General features: G+C 65.7%; 16 protein-coding genes. 8 read left to right on the forward strand and 8 right to left on the reverse strand.

The features are described 5' to 3' along the window. The first annotated feature begins 123 nt into the window (after positions 1-123). Positions 124-732: a lytic transglycosylase domain-containing protein gene (locus KO490_RS03265; RefSeq protein WP_216017972.1), complete on the forward strand. Its 609-nt coding sequence runs from the start codon at positions 124-126 to the stop codon at positions 730-732. Positions 733-786: 54 nt separating this feature from the next. Here KO490_RS03265 and KO490_RS03270 read toward each other — a convergent pair whose 3' ends face one another. Beyond that, positions 787-2172 carry a dipeptidase gene (locus KO490_RS03270; protein ID WP_216017973.1) on the reverse strand — a complete coding sequence of 462 codons (1386 nt, stop codon included), beginning with the start codon at positions 2170-2172 and terminating at the stop codon, positions 787-789. A 163-nt stretch (positions 2173-2335) separates the two neighbouring features. Between KO490_RS03270 and hemA the strand changes: the two genes are divergently transcribed. Beyond that, positions 2336-3565 (forward strand): 5-aminolevulinate synthase, encoded by a 1230-nt coding sequence (gene hemA / locus KO490_RS03275; protein WP_216017974.1) that lies wholly within the window; start codon positions 2336-2338, stop codon positions 3563-3565. A gap of 164 nt (positions 3566-3729) precedes the next feature. After that, positions 3730-4935, forward strand: coding sequence for a helix-turn-helix domain-containing protein (locus KO490_RS03280; protein ID WP_252726988.1), 1206 nt, complete (start codon positions 3730-3732; stop codon positions 4933-4935). 39 nt (positions 4936-4974) lie between these two features. Here the strand turns inward: KO490_RS03280 and KO490_RS03285 are convergent, their stop codons facing one another. Beyond that, positions 4975-6027: a dipeptidase gene (locus KO490_RS03285; RefSeq protein WP_216017976.1), complete on the reverse strand. Its 1053-nt coding sequence runs from the start codon at positions 6025-6027 to the stop codon at positions 4975-4977. A gap of 151 nt (positions 6028-6178) precedes the next feature. Here KO490_RS03285 and parA point away from each other — a divergent pair, with 151 nt between their 5' ends. Next, positions 6179-6811 carry a ParA family partition ATPase gene (parA, locus tag KO490_RS03290; RefSeq protein ID WP_216017977.1) on the forward strand — a complete coding sequence of 211 codons (633 nt, stop codon included), beginning with the start codon at positions 6179-6181 and terminating at the stop codon, positions 6809-6811. Here parA and KO490_RS03295 read toward each other — a convergent pair. Together KO490_RS03295 and KO490_RS03300 are read right to left on the reverse strand one after the other, a co-directional pair. Continuing rightward, positions 6806-7483, reverse strand: a complete 678-nt coding sequence (locus tag KO490_RS03295) for an NAD-dependent deacylase (RefSeq protein ID WP_216017978.1) — start codon at positions 7481-7483, stop codon at positions 6806-6808. The genes parA and KO490_RS03295 overlap by 6 nt on opposite strands. A gap of 5 nt (positions 7484-7488) precedes the next feature. Further along, positions 7489-7791 (reverse strand): hypothetical protein, encoded by a 303-nt coding sequence (locus KO490_RS03300; RefSeq protein WP_216017979.1) that lies wholly within the window; start codon positions 7789-7791, stop codon positions 7489-7491. Positions 7792-7944: 153 nt separating this feature from the next. Here KO490_RS03300 and KO490_RS03305 point away from each other — a divergent pair, with 153 nt between their 5' ends. The 4 genes from KO490_RS03305 (at position 7945) to lepA (ending at position 12198) form a co-directional block, all read left to right on the forward strand. Beyond that, complete coding sequence (locus tag KO490_RS03305) at positions 7945-8637, forward strand: HAD family hydrolase (protein WP_216017980.1); 693 nt, start codon at positions 7945-7947, stop codon at positions 8635-8637. Further along, complete coding sequence (locus tag KO490_RS03310; RefSeq protein WP_216017981.1) at positions 8634-9560, forward strand: DMT family transporter; 927 nt, start codon at positions 8634-8636, stop codon at positions 9558-9560. Before KO490_RS03305 ends, KO490_RS03310 begins: the two co-directional genes overlap by 4 nt. Positions 9561-9636: 76 nt before the next feature. Further along, complete coding sequence (locus KO490_RS03315) at positions 9637-10332, forward strand: type 1 glutamine amidotransferase domain-containing protein (RefSeq protein WP_216017982.1); 696 nt, start codon at positions 9637-9639, stop codon at positions 10330-10332. 66 nt (positions 10333-10398) lie between these two features. Continuing rightward, entirely contained in the window at positions 10399-12198 is a 1800-nt protein-coding gene (gene lepA / locus KO490_RS03320) for a translation elongation factor 4 (protein WP_216017983.1), read from the forward strand. 57 nt (positions 12199-12255) lie between these two features. On the opposite strand, the gene KO490_RS03325 is transcribed toward lepA, so the two are convergent. From KO490_RS03325 to KO490_RS03340, 4 genes are all read right to left on the reverse strand, one after another. Next, the gene (locus KO490_RS03325; RefSeq protein ID WP_216017984.1) at positions 12256-12402 is read right to left on the reverse strand and encodes an entericidin EcnAB; all 147 of its coding nucleotides are present in this window, start codon (positions 12400-12402) and stop codon (positions 12256-12258) included. Between the two features lie 60 nt (positions 12403-12462). Continuing rightward, positions 12463-12846 carry a D-ribose pyranase gene (gene rbsD / locus KO490_RS03330; RefSeq protein ID WP_216017985.1) on the reverse strand — a complete coding sequence of 128 codons (384 nt, stop codon included), beginning with the start codon at positions 12844-12846 and terminating at the stop codon, positions 12463-12465. 3 nt (positions 12847-12849) lie between these two features. Further along, the gene (locus KO490_RS03335) at positions 12850-14037 is read right to left on the reverse strand and encodes a dipeptidase (protein WP_216017986.1); all 1188 of its coding nucleotides are present in this window, start codon (positions 14035-14037) and stop codon (positions 12850-12852) included. A 136-nt stretch (positions 14038-14173) separates the two neighbouring features. Beyond that, positions 14174-15991 (reverse strand): M3 family oligoendopeptidase, encoded by a 1818-nt coding sequence (locus KO490_RS03340; protein ID WP_216017987.1) that lies wholly within the window; start codon positions 15989-15991, stop codon positions 14174-14176. Positions 15992-16006: the final 15 nt, after the last annotated feature.

Below are 16006 nucleotides of genomic sequence, written 5' to 3' on the forward strand. Positions count from 1 at the left end.
GGCGGGATTGCGGCGCCGCATCCGGGCAACCGGCATGATCTTGCCCATGGGAAAACGCCAAGCTTGCGGGATTTCGCCCGCCGTCTAATCAGGTCCGCGACGAAACAACCCTCCGAGGTCCCCATGCGCGTCGCGCTTTCCCTTGCCGCACTGGCCGTTGCCGCAGCCTGCACACCCGCCCCCAAGGTCGAGGAACCGACGAAGGTCGAAGTGCAGGAGATGGCGCTGGCGCAGACACCTCCGATGCGGTGGGGAAAGCAGGGTTCGACCGAATGGACCCAGGCGACGCTGGAAGCACTGGACCGCGAAGGCGCGACGATCCTGTCGCATGTGCCGCAGGACATCAACGAATACTGCCCCAATTACCGCGAACTGACCCAGACCGGCCGCAAGGCATTCTGGGCAGGACTGCTGTCGGCAGTTGCCAAGCACGAAAGCACCTATAACCCGCAGGCATCGGGCGGCGGTGGGCGTTGGCTGGGCCTGATGCAGATTGCCCCCGCGACCTGGCGGCATTACGGCTGCACGGGCAACATCCGCAACGGTGCCGACAACATGTCCTGCGCGGTCAAGATCATGTCGCATCAGGTCGGGCGCGACAACGCGGTCGCCCATGACGGTGCCGGCTGGCGCGGCGTCGCCCGCGACTGGGCACCCATGCGCAGCGATCGCAAGCGGGCCGACATCGCGGCCTGGACATCGTCGCAAAGCTACTGCTCGACCGAAAGCTGAGGAACAGCTGGACGAGGGACGGGGAAGGGGCGGTGCGATCACCGCCCCCTTTTCTTATCGCAGGGCGGCCAGGATGCGCGCCCAGGACCGCGCGCCCTTCTGGAAGCTTTCGAGATCGTATTTCTCGTTCGGGGAATGGATGCGATCGTCATCCTTGGCAAAGCCGATCAGCATCGTGTCCATGCCCAGCATCCGCTTGAAATCGCCCGCGATGGGAATGGACCCGCCCGCACCGATGAAGACGGCCTCCTGCTGCCATTCGTCGGACAGCGCCTGACGCGCAAGACCGAAGGCCGGGTCGGTGATGTCCATGACGCTGGCGGGGCTGGCGCCGTGGTCGTGGAATTCGACCCTGCAATCGGCGGGAACGAAGCTGCGGACATGGGCCTGGAACGCGGCACGGACCTTTTCCGGGTCCTGCTGGCCCGTCAGGCGGAAGCTGACCTTGGCGCGGGCCTCGGCCGGCAGCACGGTCTTGAACCCGTCCCCGGCATAGCCGCCCGCGATACCGTTGATCTCGGCCGTGGGGCGGTTCCACTGCATCTCCAGCGGTGTGCGGCCCTTTTCCCCGATTGGGGTCTTCAAGCCGACGCCGCCCAGGAATGCCTGCGCGTCGAAATTCAGCGCCTCCCAGTCGCGGGCAAGCTGTTCGGGCAGATCCTCGACCCCGTCATAGAAGCCGGGCAGGGTGACGCGGCCATCGGCATCCTTCAGCGCCGCCAGCGCCTGCGACAGCACCATGATCGGGTTCGCGGCCAGCCCGCCGAAGCTGCCCGAATGCAGGTCGCGATCGGCGCCGCGGATGACGACCTCCTGGCCCACCAGGCCGCGCAGCTGGGTCGTGATGGCCGGACGCCCGTCCGAATAGCGGCCCGTGTCGCAGATCAGCGCGATGGATGCCGACAGCTCGTCCCGGTGCGCCTCGAGGAAGGGCAGAAGTGAGGGAGAGCCGGATTCCTCCTCGCCCTCGAACAGCAGGACCAGATCGGTGGGCAGGGTGCCGTGGACGGCCTTCCATGCGCGCAGCGCCTCGACGAAGGTCATCAGCTGGCCCTTGTCGTCGGATGCGCCGCGTGCGCGGATCACCGGGCCATCGGGCGTGTCCTGCAGTTCGGGGTCGAAGGGATCGCGGTCCCACAGGTTCAGCGGATCGACCGGCTGCACGTCGTAGTGACCGTAGAACAGCACCGGACGCGCATCGCCCGAAGGCGTGTGCGCCACCACCATCGGATGGCCGGTCGTGTCGTGCAGCTTCGCATCCAGCCCCAGGCCGGTCAGTTCCGCGACCAGCCATTCGGCGGCGCGGCGCACCTCGGGGGCGTATTCCGGGTCGGTCGAGATCGAGGGAATCCGCAGCAGTTCGAACAGTCGCGACAATGCGTCGTCACGCCCCGCGTCAAGCTGCGTCAGGATGTCGCCAAGCCTTGCGTCAATGCCCATGAAACCTATCTTTCCACTGTTTTTGTTGGGTTTGCAGACGGATCTTTCGGATAGATGCGTCGTTTTTGGACTGTCACTTTCGCGCTTCGCCCATTACTAAGGCAACAACGCGCGTGATCGCAGATGATCGCACCCAGCCAGGTTACGCAAGGGAACGCCCGCCATGAATTACGATGCCGCTCTGGATTCGGCCATTGCCCGACTTCACGACGAAGGCCGCTATCGCACCTTCATCGATATCGAGCGCGCGAAGGGCCGTTTCCCGCAGGCGGTCTGGAACCGACCCGACGGAGAACAGCAGGAAATCACCGTCTGGTGCGGCAACGATTATCTGGGGATGGGGCAGCACCCCGTCGTGCTGGCCGCGATGCACGAGGCGCTGGATGCGACCGGGGCGGGGTCGGGGGGCACGCGCAACATCAGCGGCACCACCGTCTATCACAAGCGGCTCGAGGCCGAGCTTGCGGATCTGCACGGCAAGGAGGCGGCGCTGGTCTTCTCCAGTGCCTATATCGCCAATGACGCCACGCTCTCGACGCTGCCCAAGTTGTTTCCGGGGCTGATCATCTACTCCGATGCGCTGAACCATGCCTCGATGATCGAGGGGATCAAGCGCAATGGCGGCGCCAAGCGCATCTTCCGCCACAACGACCCCGAGCATCTGCGCGAACTGATCGAGGCCGACGATCCTGCCGCGCCCAAGCTGATCGCGTTCGAGTCGATCTATTCGATGGATGGCGATTTCGGCCCCATCGAGGCCCTGTGCGACCTGGCCGACGAATATGGCGCGCTGACCTATCTGGACGAGGTTCACGCGGTGGGCATGTATGGCCCGCGCGGTGGCGGCGTGTCGGAACGCGACGGGCTTGCAGGGCGCATCGACATCATCAACGGCACGCTCGGCAAGGCATATGGCGTCTTCGGAGGCTACATCGCCGCCAGTGCGAAGATGTGCGACGCGGTCCGATCCTATGCTCCGGGCTTCATCTTCACGACCTCGCTTCCGCCGACGGTGGCGGCAGGTGCCGCGGCCTCGATCGCGTTCCTGAAGACCGAAGAAGGCCAGAAACTGCGCGACGCCCAGCAGCTTCACGCCCGGATCCTGAAGATGCGGCTGAAATCGCTCGGCATGCCGATCATCGATCACGGCAGCCATATCGTGCCGGTCCATGTCGGGCACCCGGTGCATTGCAAGGCACTGTCGGACATGCTGCTGCGCGATTTCGGCATCTACGTTCAGCCGATCAACTTCCCCACCGTTCCGCGCGGGACCGAGCGGTTGCGCTTCACCCCTTCGCCCGTGCACGATCCCAAGCAGATCGACTGGCTGGTCCGGGCGATGGACAACCTGTGGTCGCAATGCGCGCTGAATCGCGCGGAATTGAGTGCATAGGCAAATCTGCCCGTGAACTGCTCTCGGGGGCGTGATAACGTCTTGGTAAAGAAGCTGGCACGCTCTCCGATTCGGAGACGGCCGAACGGGCGTATGAGGCATTCGAGATGAGCAGGCTGCGGGCACAACACCCGGCAGAAGAATTCGTGCAAGCGGAGGAAAACATGCATTTCCTCGATGAAGACACGCGTTTGGGCGATCTTATGCGCGGCGAGCGGGCGACGCTTGGCAAGTCGCTTCTGGATGTGCAGCGCGAATTGCGCATACGCGCGTCCTATGTGGCCGCGATCGAGAATTGCGATATCACGTCCTTCGATACGCCCAGCTTCATTTCGGGCTATGTGCGGTCCTATGCCCGTTATCTGGGCATGGATCCGGATTGGACGTTCCGCAGGTTCTGCCAGGAATCCGGCTTCCAGCCGACGCATGGGATGGCTGCCGCCGCCTCGGGCCCGAAGCCTGCGCGCCGCCCCTCCGATCCGGCCGAGGCGCTGGCCAATCCGCGGGCGCTGTTCATCCCCCAGAAGAAGAGCTTCTGGTCCGAGATCGAGCCCGGTGCCGTGGGTGCGATGCTTGTGCTGATGGCGCTGATCGGCGGGCTCGCCTATGGCGGTTACGCCGTCCTGCAGGAAGTGCAGCGTGTGACCCTGGCACCCGGCGACGACACGCCCAGCATCGTGGCCGAACTGGACCCCGCGCAGGGGGCGGGTATCATCGATCCCACGATCGAACAGAACGGCACGACCGAACTGGCCCGCAATCTGCCGCAACCTGAATCGCTCGACCGTCTCTATCGGCCGCAGATCCTCGAAGCGCCCGTGCTGACGGCGCGTGACGGACCGATCGCGGCCATCGATCCGGGCATCGTCGAGAATGCCTCCGCGATCGAGAGCGTGATCGCGAATGCCGGCAAGGTGACCGAGGTGCCGCAGCCCCAGCAGCAGCCGACCGATGCCGAAGGCCCCGTCCGGCAGGTCGCAGAGGCAGGTGTCAGCACGACCGCCCCCGACGCCCCCGAGCTGGAGCTGATGGCCGCACGTCCCGCATGGGTGCGCGTCAAGGCCGCCGATGGCACCGTGCTTCTGGAAAAGATCATGGATGCGGGCGAACGCTTCACCCTGCCCAAGCTGGAAGAGGCACCGACCCTGCGCACGGGCAACTCGGGCGCGATCTATTTCGCGGTGAACGGGCAGACCTATGGCCCGGCGGCACCCGGTGCACAGGTCGTCAGCAACATCGCCCTGGCATCCGACAGCCTGGCCGAGACATATGCCCTTGCGGATCTGGGCGCCGACCCGGAACTGGCGCAGATGGTCGCCATGGCCCAGGCCGATACGGGGCAGGGCGCGGACACGCCCACCACGGAATGATGCAAAAGGCCCGGTCGCGATCGACCGGGCCTTCTTCGTTCAGCCGTCCTTCCAGGTCCGTTCCAGGACCGAGATCCAGTTCTCGCTCGTGATCTTGCGGATAAGCGCCTCGCCGTAGCCCGCACGCTCCATTGCCGCGATCAGGTTCGGCACCGCGGCGACATCGGCCAGATCGGCAGGCATCAGCGCCCCGTCGAAATCCGACCCGAGCGCGACGCCATCCTCGCCCAGGATCGCCAGCATGTGATCCATATGGCGCAGCATGACATCCAGGTTTTCCAGGGGCAGGCGGCGGCCATCCTCGCGCAGGAAGCTCGAGGCATAGTTCAGCCCGACAAGCCCGCGGCTCTCGGCGATGACCTGCAGCTGCCTGTCCGTCAGGTTGCGGCTGCTTGGGCAGATGGCATGGGCGCAGCTGTGGCTTGCCACCAGCGGGGCGTCGGACAGGCGCGCGATGTCGTTGAACCCGGCCTCGTTCAGATGCGACAGGTCCAGCATGATCCGAAGCGCGTTGCACTCGGCCACCAGTCGCTTGCCCTCGGGGCTGAGGCCCGCGCCGATATCGGGCGTGGCGGGATAGGCGAAGGGCACCCCGTCGGCATAGCGCGTGTTGCGCGACCAGACCGGCCCGAGCGACCGCAGCCCCAAGCGGTGCCACAGATGCAGCGCGTCCATGTCGGGAATGGCCTCGATCCCCTCCATATGCATGATCGCGGCGACCTGCCCCTGGGCCATCGCCTCGTGCAGATCGGTGATGCCGCGAACGACGCGCAGCGTGCCCGTGCGCTCCAGCGACAGAAGCGCCGCCGCCTGCTGCATCGCATGCGGGATCGCCTGCGCGGGCGGAATGGGGTCGGGCAGGGGCAGGCGGAACGGGGGATTCTCCAGCTGACGCAGCGCATCCTCGTCGTCGAAACCGGCGGGCGAGGGGACCCAGATCGCGAAGAACCCGCCCACCATGCCCCCCTTGCGGATGCGCGGCAGGTCCATATGGCCCTGCCCGTTTCCCTTCAGCCACAGATCCTGACCGCCCGGGCCCGCCGCGACGATACGCTGCAGAAGATCGTTATGGCCGTCGAATACCGGGATCATGTCCCCCTCCTTTTTTGCGTTTTGTGCAACATGCCCGCGCTTTTGCGGTGCCGCAATGGTGCAAGCCCGCCCGACTGTGCAGTCGCAGAAAATTCGTGCAATCCCACCGCGCTTCGTTAACCTTGCCCGAAATACGACAAGGGGACATTTCATGGCAGGCCGGATCATCACCGTGGCGCAGCAGAAGGGCGGGTCGGGCAAGACGACGCTGGCGGTCAATCTTGCGGTCTGCCTGCATGCGCGGGGCCATTCGGTGGCCCTGGTGGATACCGACCCGCAGGGCAGCATGGGCCGCTGGTTCATGGAACGGATGCAGGCGCGGGGCGAGGATGAGGCGATGGATTTCTCGACCTCGTCGGCCTGGGGGGCCAGCTACGAATCCGAGAAGCTGAAGAAGCGCTTCGATTTCGTCATCATCGACACCCCGCCCAAGATCGACAGCGATCTGCGCCCGGCGCTTCGCGTGGCGGATCTTGTTCTGGTGCCGGTGGCCAGCAGCCAGGTGGATCTGTGGGCGACCGAAGGCGTGCTGGACCTGGCCAAGCGCGAGAAATCCGAGGTGCTGGTCGTTCTGAACCGCACGCGTCCCAATACCCGCCTTGCGGCCGAGGTCGCGGCCGGGGCCGAAGGGCTGGGTGCGCGTCTGGCCGCCACGCAGCTTGCGAACCGGGTGGCCTATGCCGAAAGCCTGGGCATCGGCCTGGGGGCGCTGGAGACCGCGCGTCGCGGTCCTGCCACCGACGAGGTCAACGGCCTGACGGACGAGGTTCTGGCGCTGTTATAGCAGACCATCCACCCATTCGGGCACTGTCACGGTCGCCGGGCCCATGATCTGGCGGTCGAAATCGCGGGCGTTCATGCTGGGTTCCAGGTTCAGCTCGACGCATTCGACGCCGTTGCGGGATGCGTGCTGGGCGAAGCCCGCGGCGGGATAGACATTGCCCGACGTGCCGATCGCGACGAACAGGTCCGACGCCTGAAGCGCGTCCCAGATGAGGTCCATGTGATAGGGGATCTCTCCGAACCAGACGATGTCGGGGCGGGTGGCGGCGGCCCCGCAGGCGGGGCAGTGATCCGCAGGCGACATGACCGCGGGCGCGGGCCAGCGGTGGTCGCATTTCGCGCATAATGCGCCGTCCAGCGATCCGTGCATGTGGATCACGTCGCGGCTGCCGCCACGTTCATGCAGCCCGTCGACATTCTGCGTCACCAGCGTCAGGTCGTGCCTGTCCTGCAGCCGCGCCAGCGCCAGATGCGCCGCATTGGGCTGCGCATCCGCAGCCGCCGCACGTCGCATGTTGTAGAAGCGATGCACCAGTTCGGGATCGCGGGCGAAACCCTCGGGGGTGGCCACATCCTCGATCCGGTGATCTTCCCACAACCCGTCCGAGGCGCGGAAGGTCCGCAGCCCGCTTTCGGCCGAGATCCCCGCGCCCGTCAGGAGCGTGATGCGCAAGGGGCCTACCGGCACAGAGCCTCGGCCTGGGAGGCGAAGTTGCGATAGCGGCGCCAGAAGGCGTTGTCGCTGTCGCGCTTCGATGTGCGGACCTCCTGGGCGCGGTGGGGGTCGCGGAAGAACTGCGCCGCCCGGCGCTGATCCGACCGCGAGAGCGCGCGGTTCGCGACCTGCTGGATGCAGCCGCAGAGGGGGGCGTTGCCGCGCGCGCGGTCCGACCGGACGCAGGCGCTGTCGATGGGGCCCGCCATCGCAAGCGGCGTCGTCAGCACGACCGCGGCGGCCGCGATCACTAGGCGATTGAACATGACTGTCTCCTCGGGTTCCTGATCCTCGTGCTGCGGTCCGCCGGTTGACCCGGTCTTCGCGATCCCGCATGCAACCCGCATCATAGCAGCAGCGCCCCCGCCGCTCAATCGCGCGGGTGCGGACAATTCGCCCCATGGGCGGCAGGAGGGGACATGATCCGCGCCATCGGGCTGGATGCCGACGACACGCTTTGGGAAAACGAGACCTTCTTTCGTCTGACCGAAGGCGAATTCTGTGCCATGCTGTCGGATCACGCAGAGCCGGACCATATCGCGTCCCGCCTGATCGACATCGAACGCGCCAATCTCGAACGCTACGGTTATGGGATCAAGGGCTTCATGCTGTCGATGGTGGAAACCGCGATCCAGCTGACCGACGGGGCGGTGGACGGGCGCACCATCGCGCGCATCCTGGAACTGGGGCAGGACATGCTGGCCCATCCGGTGGACCTGCTGCCGGGTGTCGAACGGGCGCTGGACGATCTGTCGGACAGGCCGCTGATCCTGATCACCAAGGGCGATCTGATGGACCAGGAACGCAAGGTCGCGGCCTCGGGGCTGGCCGAACGCTTCGCCGCGGTCGAGATCCTGGCCGACAAGACGCCCGAGGCCTATGCCCGCGTGCTGTCCGCCCACGATGTCGACCCGCGGGATTTCCTGATGGCGGGCAATTCGCTGAAAAGCGATGTCATCCCGGTCCTGGAATTGGGCGGCTGGGGCATTCACATCCCCCATGGTCCCACCTGGGTGCTGGAGCATGCCGAGGAACCGGACGCCCCGCGTTTCCGCAAGCTTGCAGGGATCGCGGAGCTGCCCGCCCTGATCCGCGGGATCGAACAGGGATGAGCGCGGATTCGAACGCCCGCGCGGCGCTTTTGATGGTCGCGTCCATGGCGCTGTTCGCGGTCGAGGATGCCTTCATCAAGCTGCTCGGCGCGGGGATGGGCGTGGGCCTGCTGCTGATCCTGACGGGTCTGCCCGGCGCGGCGATCTTCTGGGTCAGGTTGCGGCTGCGCGGGCAGCGCATGTTCACCCGCGACATCCGGCGGCCCGTGGTCCTTCTGCGCACCCTGGGCGAGATCGTAGGCGCCGTGGGCTTCGTCACCGCGCTTGCGCGTGGCGATCTGGCGGCCACCGCCGCGATCCTGCAGGTCCTGCCGCTGGCGCTGGTCATGGGGGGCGCGCTGTTTCTTGGGGAAACCGTGGGCTGGCGGCGCTGGTTGTCGGTCATCCTGGGCTTTGCGGGGGTGATGCTGATCCTGCGCCCCGGAACGCAATCCTTCGATCCGGTCCTTCTCTGGGCCGTGGCGGGGGTCTTCGGATTGGCGCTGCGCGATCTGGCCACGCGGCTGGTCCCGCGCGAACTGCCTTCGGACGTCCTGTCGGGTGCGGCCTATGGCGCGATCGTGCCCGCAGGCGCGGCGCTGATGCTGGTGGGGGGCGAAATCGCCGCGATGCCCTCGGCCGTCGAATGGGCCTATGTCGCGGGCACGGTGGTCTTCGGGGTTTCGGGATATGGCGTGATGGTCGCGGCCCTGCGCATGGGCGAGGCATCGATGGTCGCGCCGTTCCGATATGCGCGCCTGGCCTTCGCGCTGATCATCGCGGCGCTGCTGTTCGGCGAACGCCCCGACGGGCTGACGCTGGCGGGGTCCGCGCTGATCGCGGGGGCGGGGGCCTATGCCATGTGGCGAGAGGCGCGACTGCGGGGAGGGCGCAGCGCGATCGGGGGTCTGATGCGCGCTTCGCGTCGGCGCGATCGCCGATAGGGTGGAACCCGGCGGAGGGGCTGCACATTCCTTGGGCGAACGCGGCCGCGCCGCCCCTTTGATACCGGAGATACCCATGCCCAAGGCCCTGATCATTCTGACGTCACACGCCAAGCTGGGCGATACCGGAAACCCGACCGGTTTCTACTGGGAGGAACTGGCCGCCCCCTACTGGATCCTGTCCGATGCCGGCTACCATATCGAGATCGCCAGCATCGAAGGCGGTCGCCCGCCCGCCGATCCCAGCAGCGAGACCGACGACGTCGTCACCGACGAGGTGCGTCGCTTCTGGGCCGATGATGCGGCGATGAACCGGTTGGCCAATACCGAGAAGGTCGCCGATCTGCAGGTCTCGGGCTGCGACATCGTCTTCCTGCCTGGCGGCCACGGCACTATGTGGGACCTGCCCGCGAACGAGGCGCTTGGCCAGCTTCTGGCGCAGGCATTCGAAAAGGGCGCCGTCGTCGGTGCCGTCTGCCACGGTCCCGCGGGCCTGCTGGGGGCCACGCTGTCGAACGGCGATCCGCTGGTCAAGGGCCGCCGCGTGGCCGGCTTCTCGAACAGCGAGGAAGAGGCCGTGGGCCTGTCCACCACCGTTCCCTTCCTGCTGGAGGACCGCCTGAAGGAGCTGGGCGGGGAATACAGCGCGGGCGACAACTGGACCTCCTATGCGCTGGCGGACGGCAAGCTGGTCACCGGTCAGAACCCGCAATCCTCGGCCGAGGTGGCGCGCATGATGCTTGCCGCGGCCGATCTGCCGACGGTGATCTGACGCGCTTTGGTCGCGGGGCGCTTGAATCCTCTTTTCCAGCGCCCCGCGGCCCTGTATAGCCCGGCCATGACCGAGCTCGATCACATTCGCAACTTCTCCATCGTGGCCCATATCGACCACGGAAAATCCACCCTCGCCGACCGGCTGATCCAGCTGACGGGGACTGTCGCCGAACGCGACATGAAGAACCAGATCCTCGATGCCATGGACATCGAGCGTGAGAGGGGGATCACCATCAAGGCGAACACCGTTCGCATCGCCTATCCGGCGAAGGATGGTCACACATATATTCTGAACCTGATCGACACGCCCGGTCACGTGGACTTCGCCTACGAGGTCAGCCGTTCGATGCGCGCGGTTGAGGGCAGCCTGCTGGTCGTCGATGCGACCCAGGGCGTCGAGGCGCAGACGCTTGCGAACGTCTATCAGGCCATCGATGCCGACCACGAGATCGTGCCGGTCCTGAACAAGATCGACCTGCCCGCGGCCGAACCCGACCGCGTCAAGGAACAGATCGAGGATGTCATTGGCATCGACGCGTCGCAGGCCATCCCGATCAGCGCCAAATCCGGCCTGGGCATTCCCGACGTGCTGGAAGCCATTGTCCAGCGTCTGCCCGCCCCCAAGGGCGATCGCGATGCCCCGCTGAAGGCCATGCTGGTCGACAGCTGGTACGATGCGTATCTGGGCGTCGTCGTCATGATCCGCGTCATGGACGGGGTCGTCCGCAAGGGCGATCAGGTCAAGATGATGCAGACCGGCGCGACCTATCGCCTGGACAAGCTGGCCGTGCTGACCCCTGCGATGAAGGACATCGCGGAGCTGGGCCCGGGCGAGATCGGCGTCTTCACCGCCTCGATCAAGCAGGTCCGCGACACCCGTGTCGGCGATACCATCACGCATGAGAAGAAGCCCACCGAACGCGCGCTGCTGGGCTTCAAGCCCGCGCAGCCCGTCGTCTTCTGCGGCCTGTTCCCCGTCGATGCCAATGATTTCGAGACGCTGCGCGACGCGATCGAGAAGCTGGCCTTGAACGACGCCAGCTTCAGCTACGAGATGGAAACCTCGGCCGCGCTCGGCTTCGGGTTCCGCTGCGGCTTCCTCGGGCTGTTGCATCTCGAGGTGATCCGCGACCGGTTGGAGCGTGAATACGATCTGGACCTGATCACCACCGCGCCTTCGGTCGTGTTCAAGCTGCACATGAAGGATGGCGAGGTCCGCGACCTGCACAACCCCGCCGACATGCCCGATCCGACGCTGATCGACCACATCACAGAACCGCGGATCAAGGCGACCATCATGGTCCCCGACGAATATCTGGGCGATGTGCTGAAGCTGTGCCAGGACCGTCGCGGCATCCAGATGGACCTGACCTATGCCGGCAGCCGCGCCATGGCGGTCTATGACCTGCCGCTGGCCGAGGTGGTCTTCGACTTCTACGACCGCCTGAAATCCGTGACCAAGGGCTATGCCAGCTTCGATTACCAGATCAGCGAATACCGCGAGGATTTCCTGGTGAAGATGTCGATCCTGGTCAACGACGAACCGGTCGATGCGCTGTCCATCATGGTACATCGCGACCGCGCCGAGAGCCGTGGCCGCGTCATGGTCGAGAAGCTGAAGGAGCTGATCCCCCGGCACATGTTCAAGATCCCGATCCAGGCCGCCATCGGCAGCCGCGTGATCGCGCGCGAAACGCTGTCGGCGATGCGCAAGGACGTGACGGCCAAGTGCTATGGCGGCGATGCCACGCGAAAGAAGAAGCTGCTGGAGAAGCAGAAGGCGGGCAAGAAGAAGATGCGCCAGTTCGGCAAGGTCGAGATCCCGCAGACGGCCTTCATCCAAGCCCTCAAGATGGATACCTGATCCAACGGAAAAGGCCCCCGGGATACCGGGGGCCTTTTCGATTTCGTGCCTGCCGGATCACATCCCGGCCTGGGCCTCGGCGCTTTCCTGCTGGACCACGGCACCCGCGGTCGAGATGTCGCGACCCGCACCCTGCACGGTTTCGCAAGCGGCCAGACCCATCAGGGCAAGGATGGCACCAAGGCCGAGAAACTTCCTGGACATATCACGCCTCCATGTTTGTCTGGGGATGCAACGCCGTGATTTCCCAAGCGGTTCCTGCGATCAGAACGCAACCCCCGCATAGAGGCATATATTTGCGTAAGGCGTGCATTCCCCCGTCCTGACAATGGCACGTGCGGATGCGCTGTTGGCCTTGAACCGGTCATGGGACAGCGTGGTGACGGTTCCGATATCGCGGCTGCGGAAACGCGCGGCCAGATCCTCGGATGCTTCGGACGCCAGTTCTGCGCGTTCGACGACCAGTTCGCTCAGCACGGCGTCCAGCACGTCGAAGACGCCGGGCAGCCCGCGTATCACCGCCAGGTCGATGACCTCAACGCCGGGCGGGACGGGCAGGCCGGCATCGCCGATCACGATCAGGTCGCCATGGCCCATCGATGCGATCAGGCCCGACAGGCGGGCGTGCAGCAGGGTGGTTTTCTTCATGTCCTATCCATCATCCTCGGGCAGGCTGTCCAGCAGGAAGCCGACCATGTTTCCACCCATGACCTTGGCGATCTGCGCCTCGGTCAGGCCCGCATCGATCAGCGCCTGTGTCAGTGCGGCAAGGTTTGCCGCGCCGAAGGGACTGTCCACCGATCCGTCGTGATCCGAACCGAGCGAGACGTGATCCTCGCCCACAAGGCGGATCGCGGCCTTGATCGCGCCCGCGACATCGCCGGGCGTCGGGCCGCAGACGACATCCGACCAGAAGCCGATGCCGATCAGACCGCCCTTGTCCGCGATCGCGCGCACCAGGTCGTCGGACAGGTTGCGCGGGCCGGGGCAATGCCCCTGGATGCCGGTATGGGACAGGACCGGGCGCACACCGTCGATCTGCAGCACATCGCGGACCATCTGCGGGCTGGCATGGGCCAGATCCACGATCATCTGGCGTTCGACCATTCCGGACACGACCTGCCGCCCGAAATCCGACAGGCCCGCACCGGTGCCGCCTTCGCCGTGCAGGCTGCCGCCCAGTTCGTTGTCGAAGAAATGCGTCAGACCGATCAGGCGAAAGCCCGCATCGTACATCTCGTCCAGCGCGGCAATATCCCCTTCCAGCGGATGGCCGCCCTCGGACCCCAGAATCCCGCCCACCGTTCGTGCGCCCGCCTGCCTTGCGGCCAGCAGATCTGTCAGATCGCTGCGGGTCCTGATGACGCGCAGTGCCTCGGGGTCGCGGGTCGATGCATCGCGCAATGCGCGCGCCTGCACCAATGCCCGCGCCTTGAGCGATGTCCAGGCCTGCACGGGTCGAAGCTGGCCGATGAACAGGGGCGTGATGTTGTCGGGCGCCTCGGCGCTGTTCTGGGCATAGTTCTGACCGCGGGGGCTTTTGGTGACCGTGGTGAAGACCTGCAGCGCGACATTGCCGTCTTGCAGGCGCGGAATGTCGGTATGGCCGCGATCCACGCGGGTCAGCAGATCGCGGTCCCACAACAGCGCGTCGGAATGCCAGTCGCCGATGATCAACCCGTCATGCAGGGCCTGCGCCTCGGGGGTGATCTGCCAGCCGCCCTCGGGCATGGTCAGCGGGTTCATCCCGCGTTCGACATGACCGGGGGCCAGTGCGAAGAATGCCACGCCACCCGCCAGCATCAGCAGGCCGACGCCCGCCGCGATCCTTTTCCACATGATCCCCCCCAAGGTCCCGATGGATCAGCATAGCGGCAGAATTGCCGCCTGTGCCATGCTGAATGTCGGGGCGGGAAATCGAGCAGGCAAAAGGCCGCCCCCGCAGGGACGGCCTTTGCATCCGATGCGGTGCGCCTCAGTCCTCCAGGCGCTCCAGCTCGTCGATGAAGCCCTCGATCATGGACAGGCCCTTGTCCCAGAAGGCGGGGTCGGACGCATCCAGCCCGAAGGGGGCCAGCAGTTCCTTGTGATGCTTCGACCCGCCGGCCGCCAGCAGGTCGAAATATTTCTGCTGGAAGTCCGGCAGCCCGTCCTCGTATGCGGCATAGAGCGCATTCACCAGCCCGTCGCCGAAGGCATAGGCATAGACGTAGAAGGGCGTGTGCACGAAATGCGGGACATAGGTCCAGAAGGTCTCGTATCCCGGCATGTATTCGAAGACGGGGCCGAGGCTCTCGTGCTGGACCTCCATCCAGATGGCGTTGATGTCGTCAGGCGTCAGTTCACCCTGCGCACGGGCCGCATGCAGGCGGCATTCGAAATCGTAGAAGGCGATCTGGCGGACGACCGTGTTGATCATGTCCTCGACCTTGCCGGCCAGCAGGGCCTTGCGCTGCGCGGGCTCGGTCGTCCTGGCCAGAAGCGCACGGAAGGTCAGCATCTCGCCAAAGACCGAGGCCGTTTCGGCCAGCGTCAGCGGGGTCGAGGCCAGCAGTTCGCCCTGGTCGGCCGCCAGGCGCTGGTGGACGCCGTGACCCAGTTCATGCGCCAGCGTCATCACGTCGCGCGGTTTGCCCAGATAGTTCAGCATGACATAGGGATGCACCGTCGTGACGGTGGGATGCGCGAAGGCGCCCGGGGCCTTGCCGGGTTTCACGGCGGCGTCAATCCAGCCCTTGTCGAAGAACGGCTCGGCCAGATCCGCCAGCTTGGGCGAGAAGCCCGCATAGGCGTCCAGCACGGTCGCGCGCGCCTCGGTCCAGTCGATGGTCTTGGGCGCATCCGTCGGAAGGGGCGCGTTGCGGTCCCACACCTGCAGCTTGTCCAGACCCAGCCATTTCGCCTTGAGCGCATAGTAGCGGTGCGACAGGCGCGGATAGGCGCTGGTGACGGCATTGCGCAGCGCCTCGACCACCTCGGGTTCGACATGGTTCGACAGGTGGCGGCCGTGCTGGGGCGTGGGCATCTTGCGCCACTTGTCCTCGATGGCCTTTTCCTTGACCAGCGTGTTGTGGACGCGGGCAAACAGACCGACATTCTTCTGGAACACTTGCGCCAATGCGCGGGCACCGGCCTCGCGCCGCGCGCGGTCGTGATCGGTCAGCAGGTTCAGCGTGGCTTCCAGGCCCAGTTCCTCGCCATCCACGTCGAAGGTCAGCGCGGCGGTCGTTTCGTCGAAGAGGCGGTTCCATGCGGCGGCGCCGACGACCGAATTGTCGTGCAGGAACTGCTCCAGCTCGTCCGACAGTTGGTGCGGGCGCATGGCGCGCATCCGGTCGAAGACGGGCTTGTAGCGGGCGGGACCGTTTTCGGCGGTAAAGACGGCCTCGTAGGTGGCGTCCGGGATGCGGTTGAACTCCAGGCTGAAAAACACGAGCGGCGTCGTGATCTCGGTCAGCCTGGCCTGCAGGTCGCCCATCATCTTGGCCCGCGCGGTGTCGGTCGTGTTCTGGTAATAGCGCAGCCCGGCATAGGACATGATGCGTCCGGCGATGATGTCGATCGATTCATAGAGCCGGATACAGGTCAGCATGCCCTCGGCGTCCAGTTCCGCCAGCTTGCCCTGGTAGGTCTGGGCGAAATCGCGGACCATCACGTCCAGACGCTCGATATCCGATTGCAGTTCGAGGCTGTCGGGACCGGGATAGAGATCGCTCAGATCCCATTCCGGCAGATCCCCGAAGGGCGTGCCCTTGACCTGTTCTGCGGCATCGTAAAGCGGTTCAGCGGCCATGCGTCGGGTCCTTTC

Source organism: Paracoccus sp. C2R09, assembly GCF_018860625.1.
Lineage (GTDB): Bacteria > Pseudomonadota > Alphaproteobacteria > Rhodobacterales > Rhodobacteraceae > Paracoccus.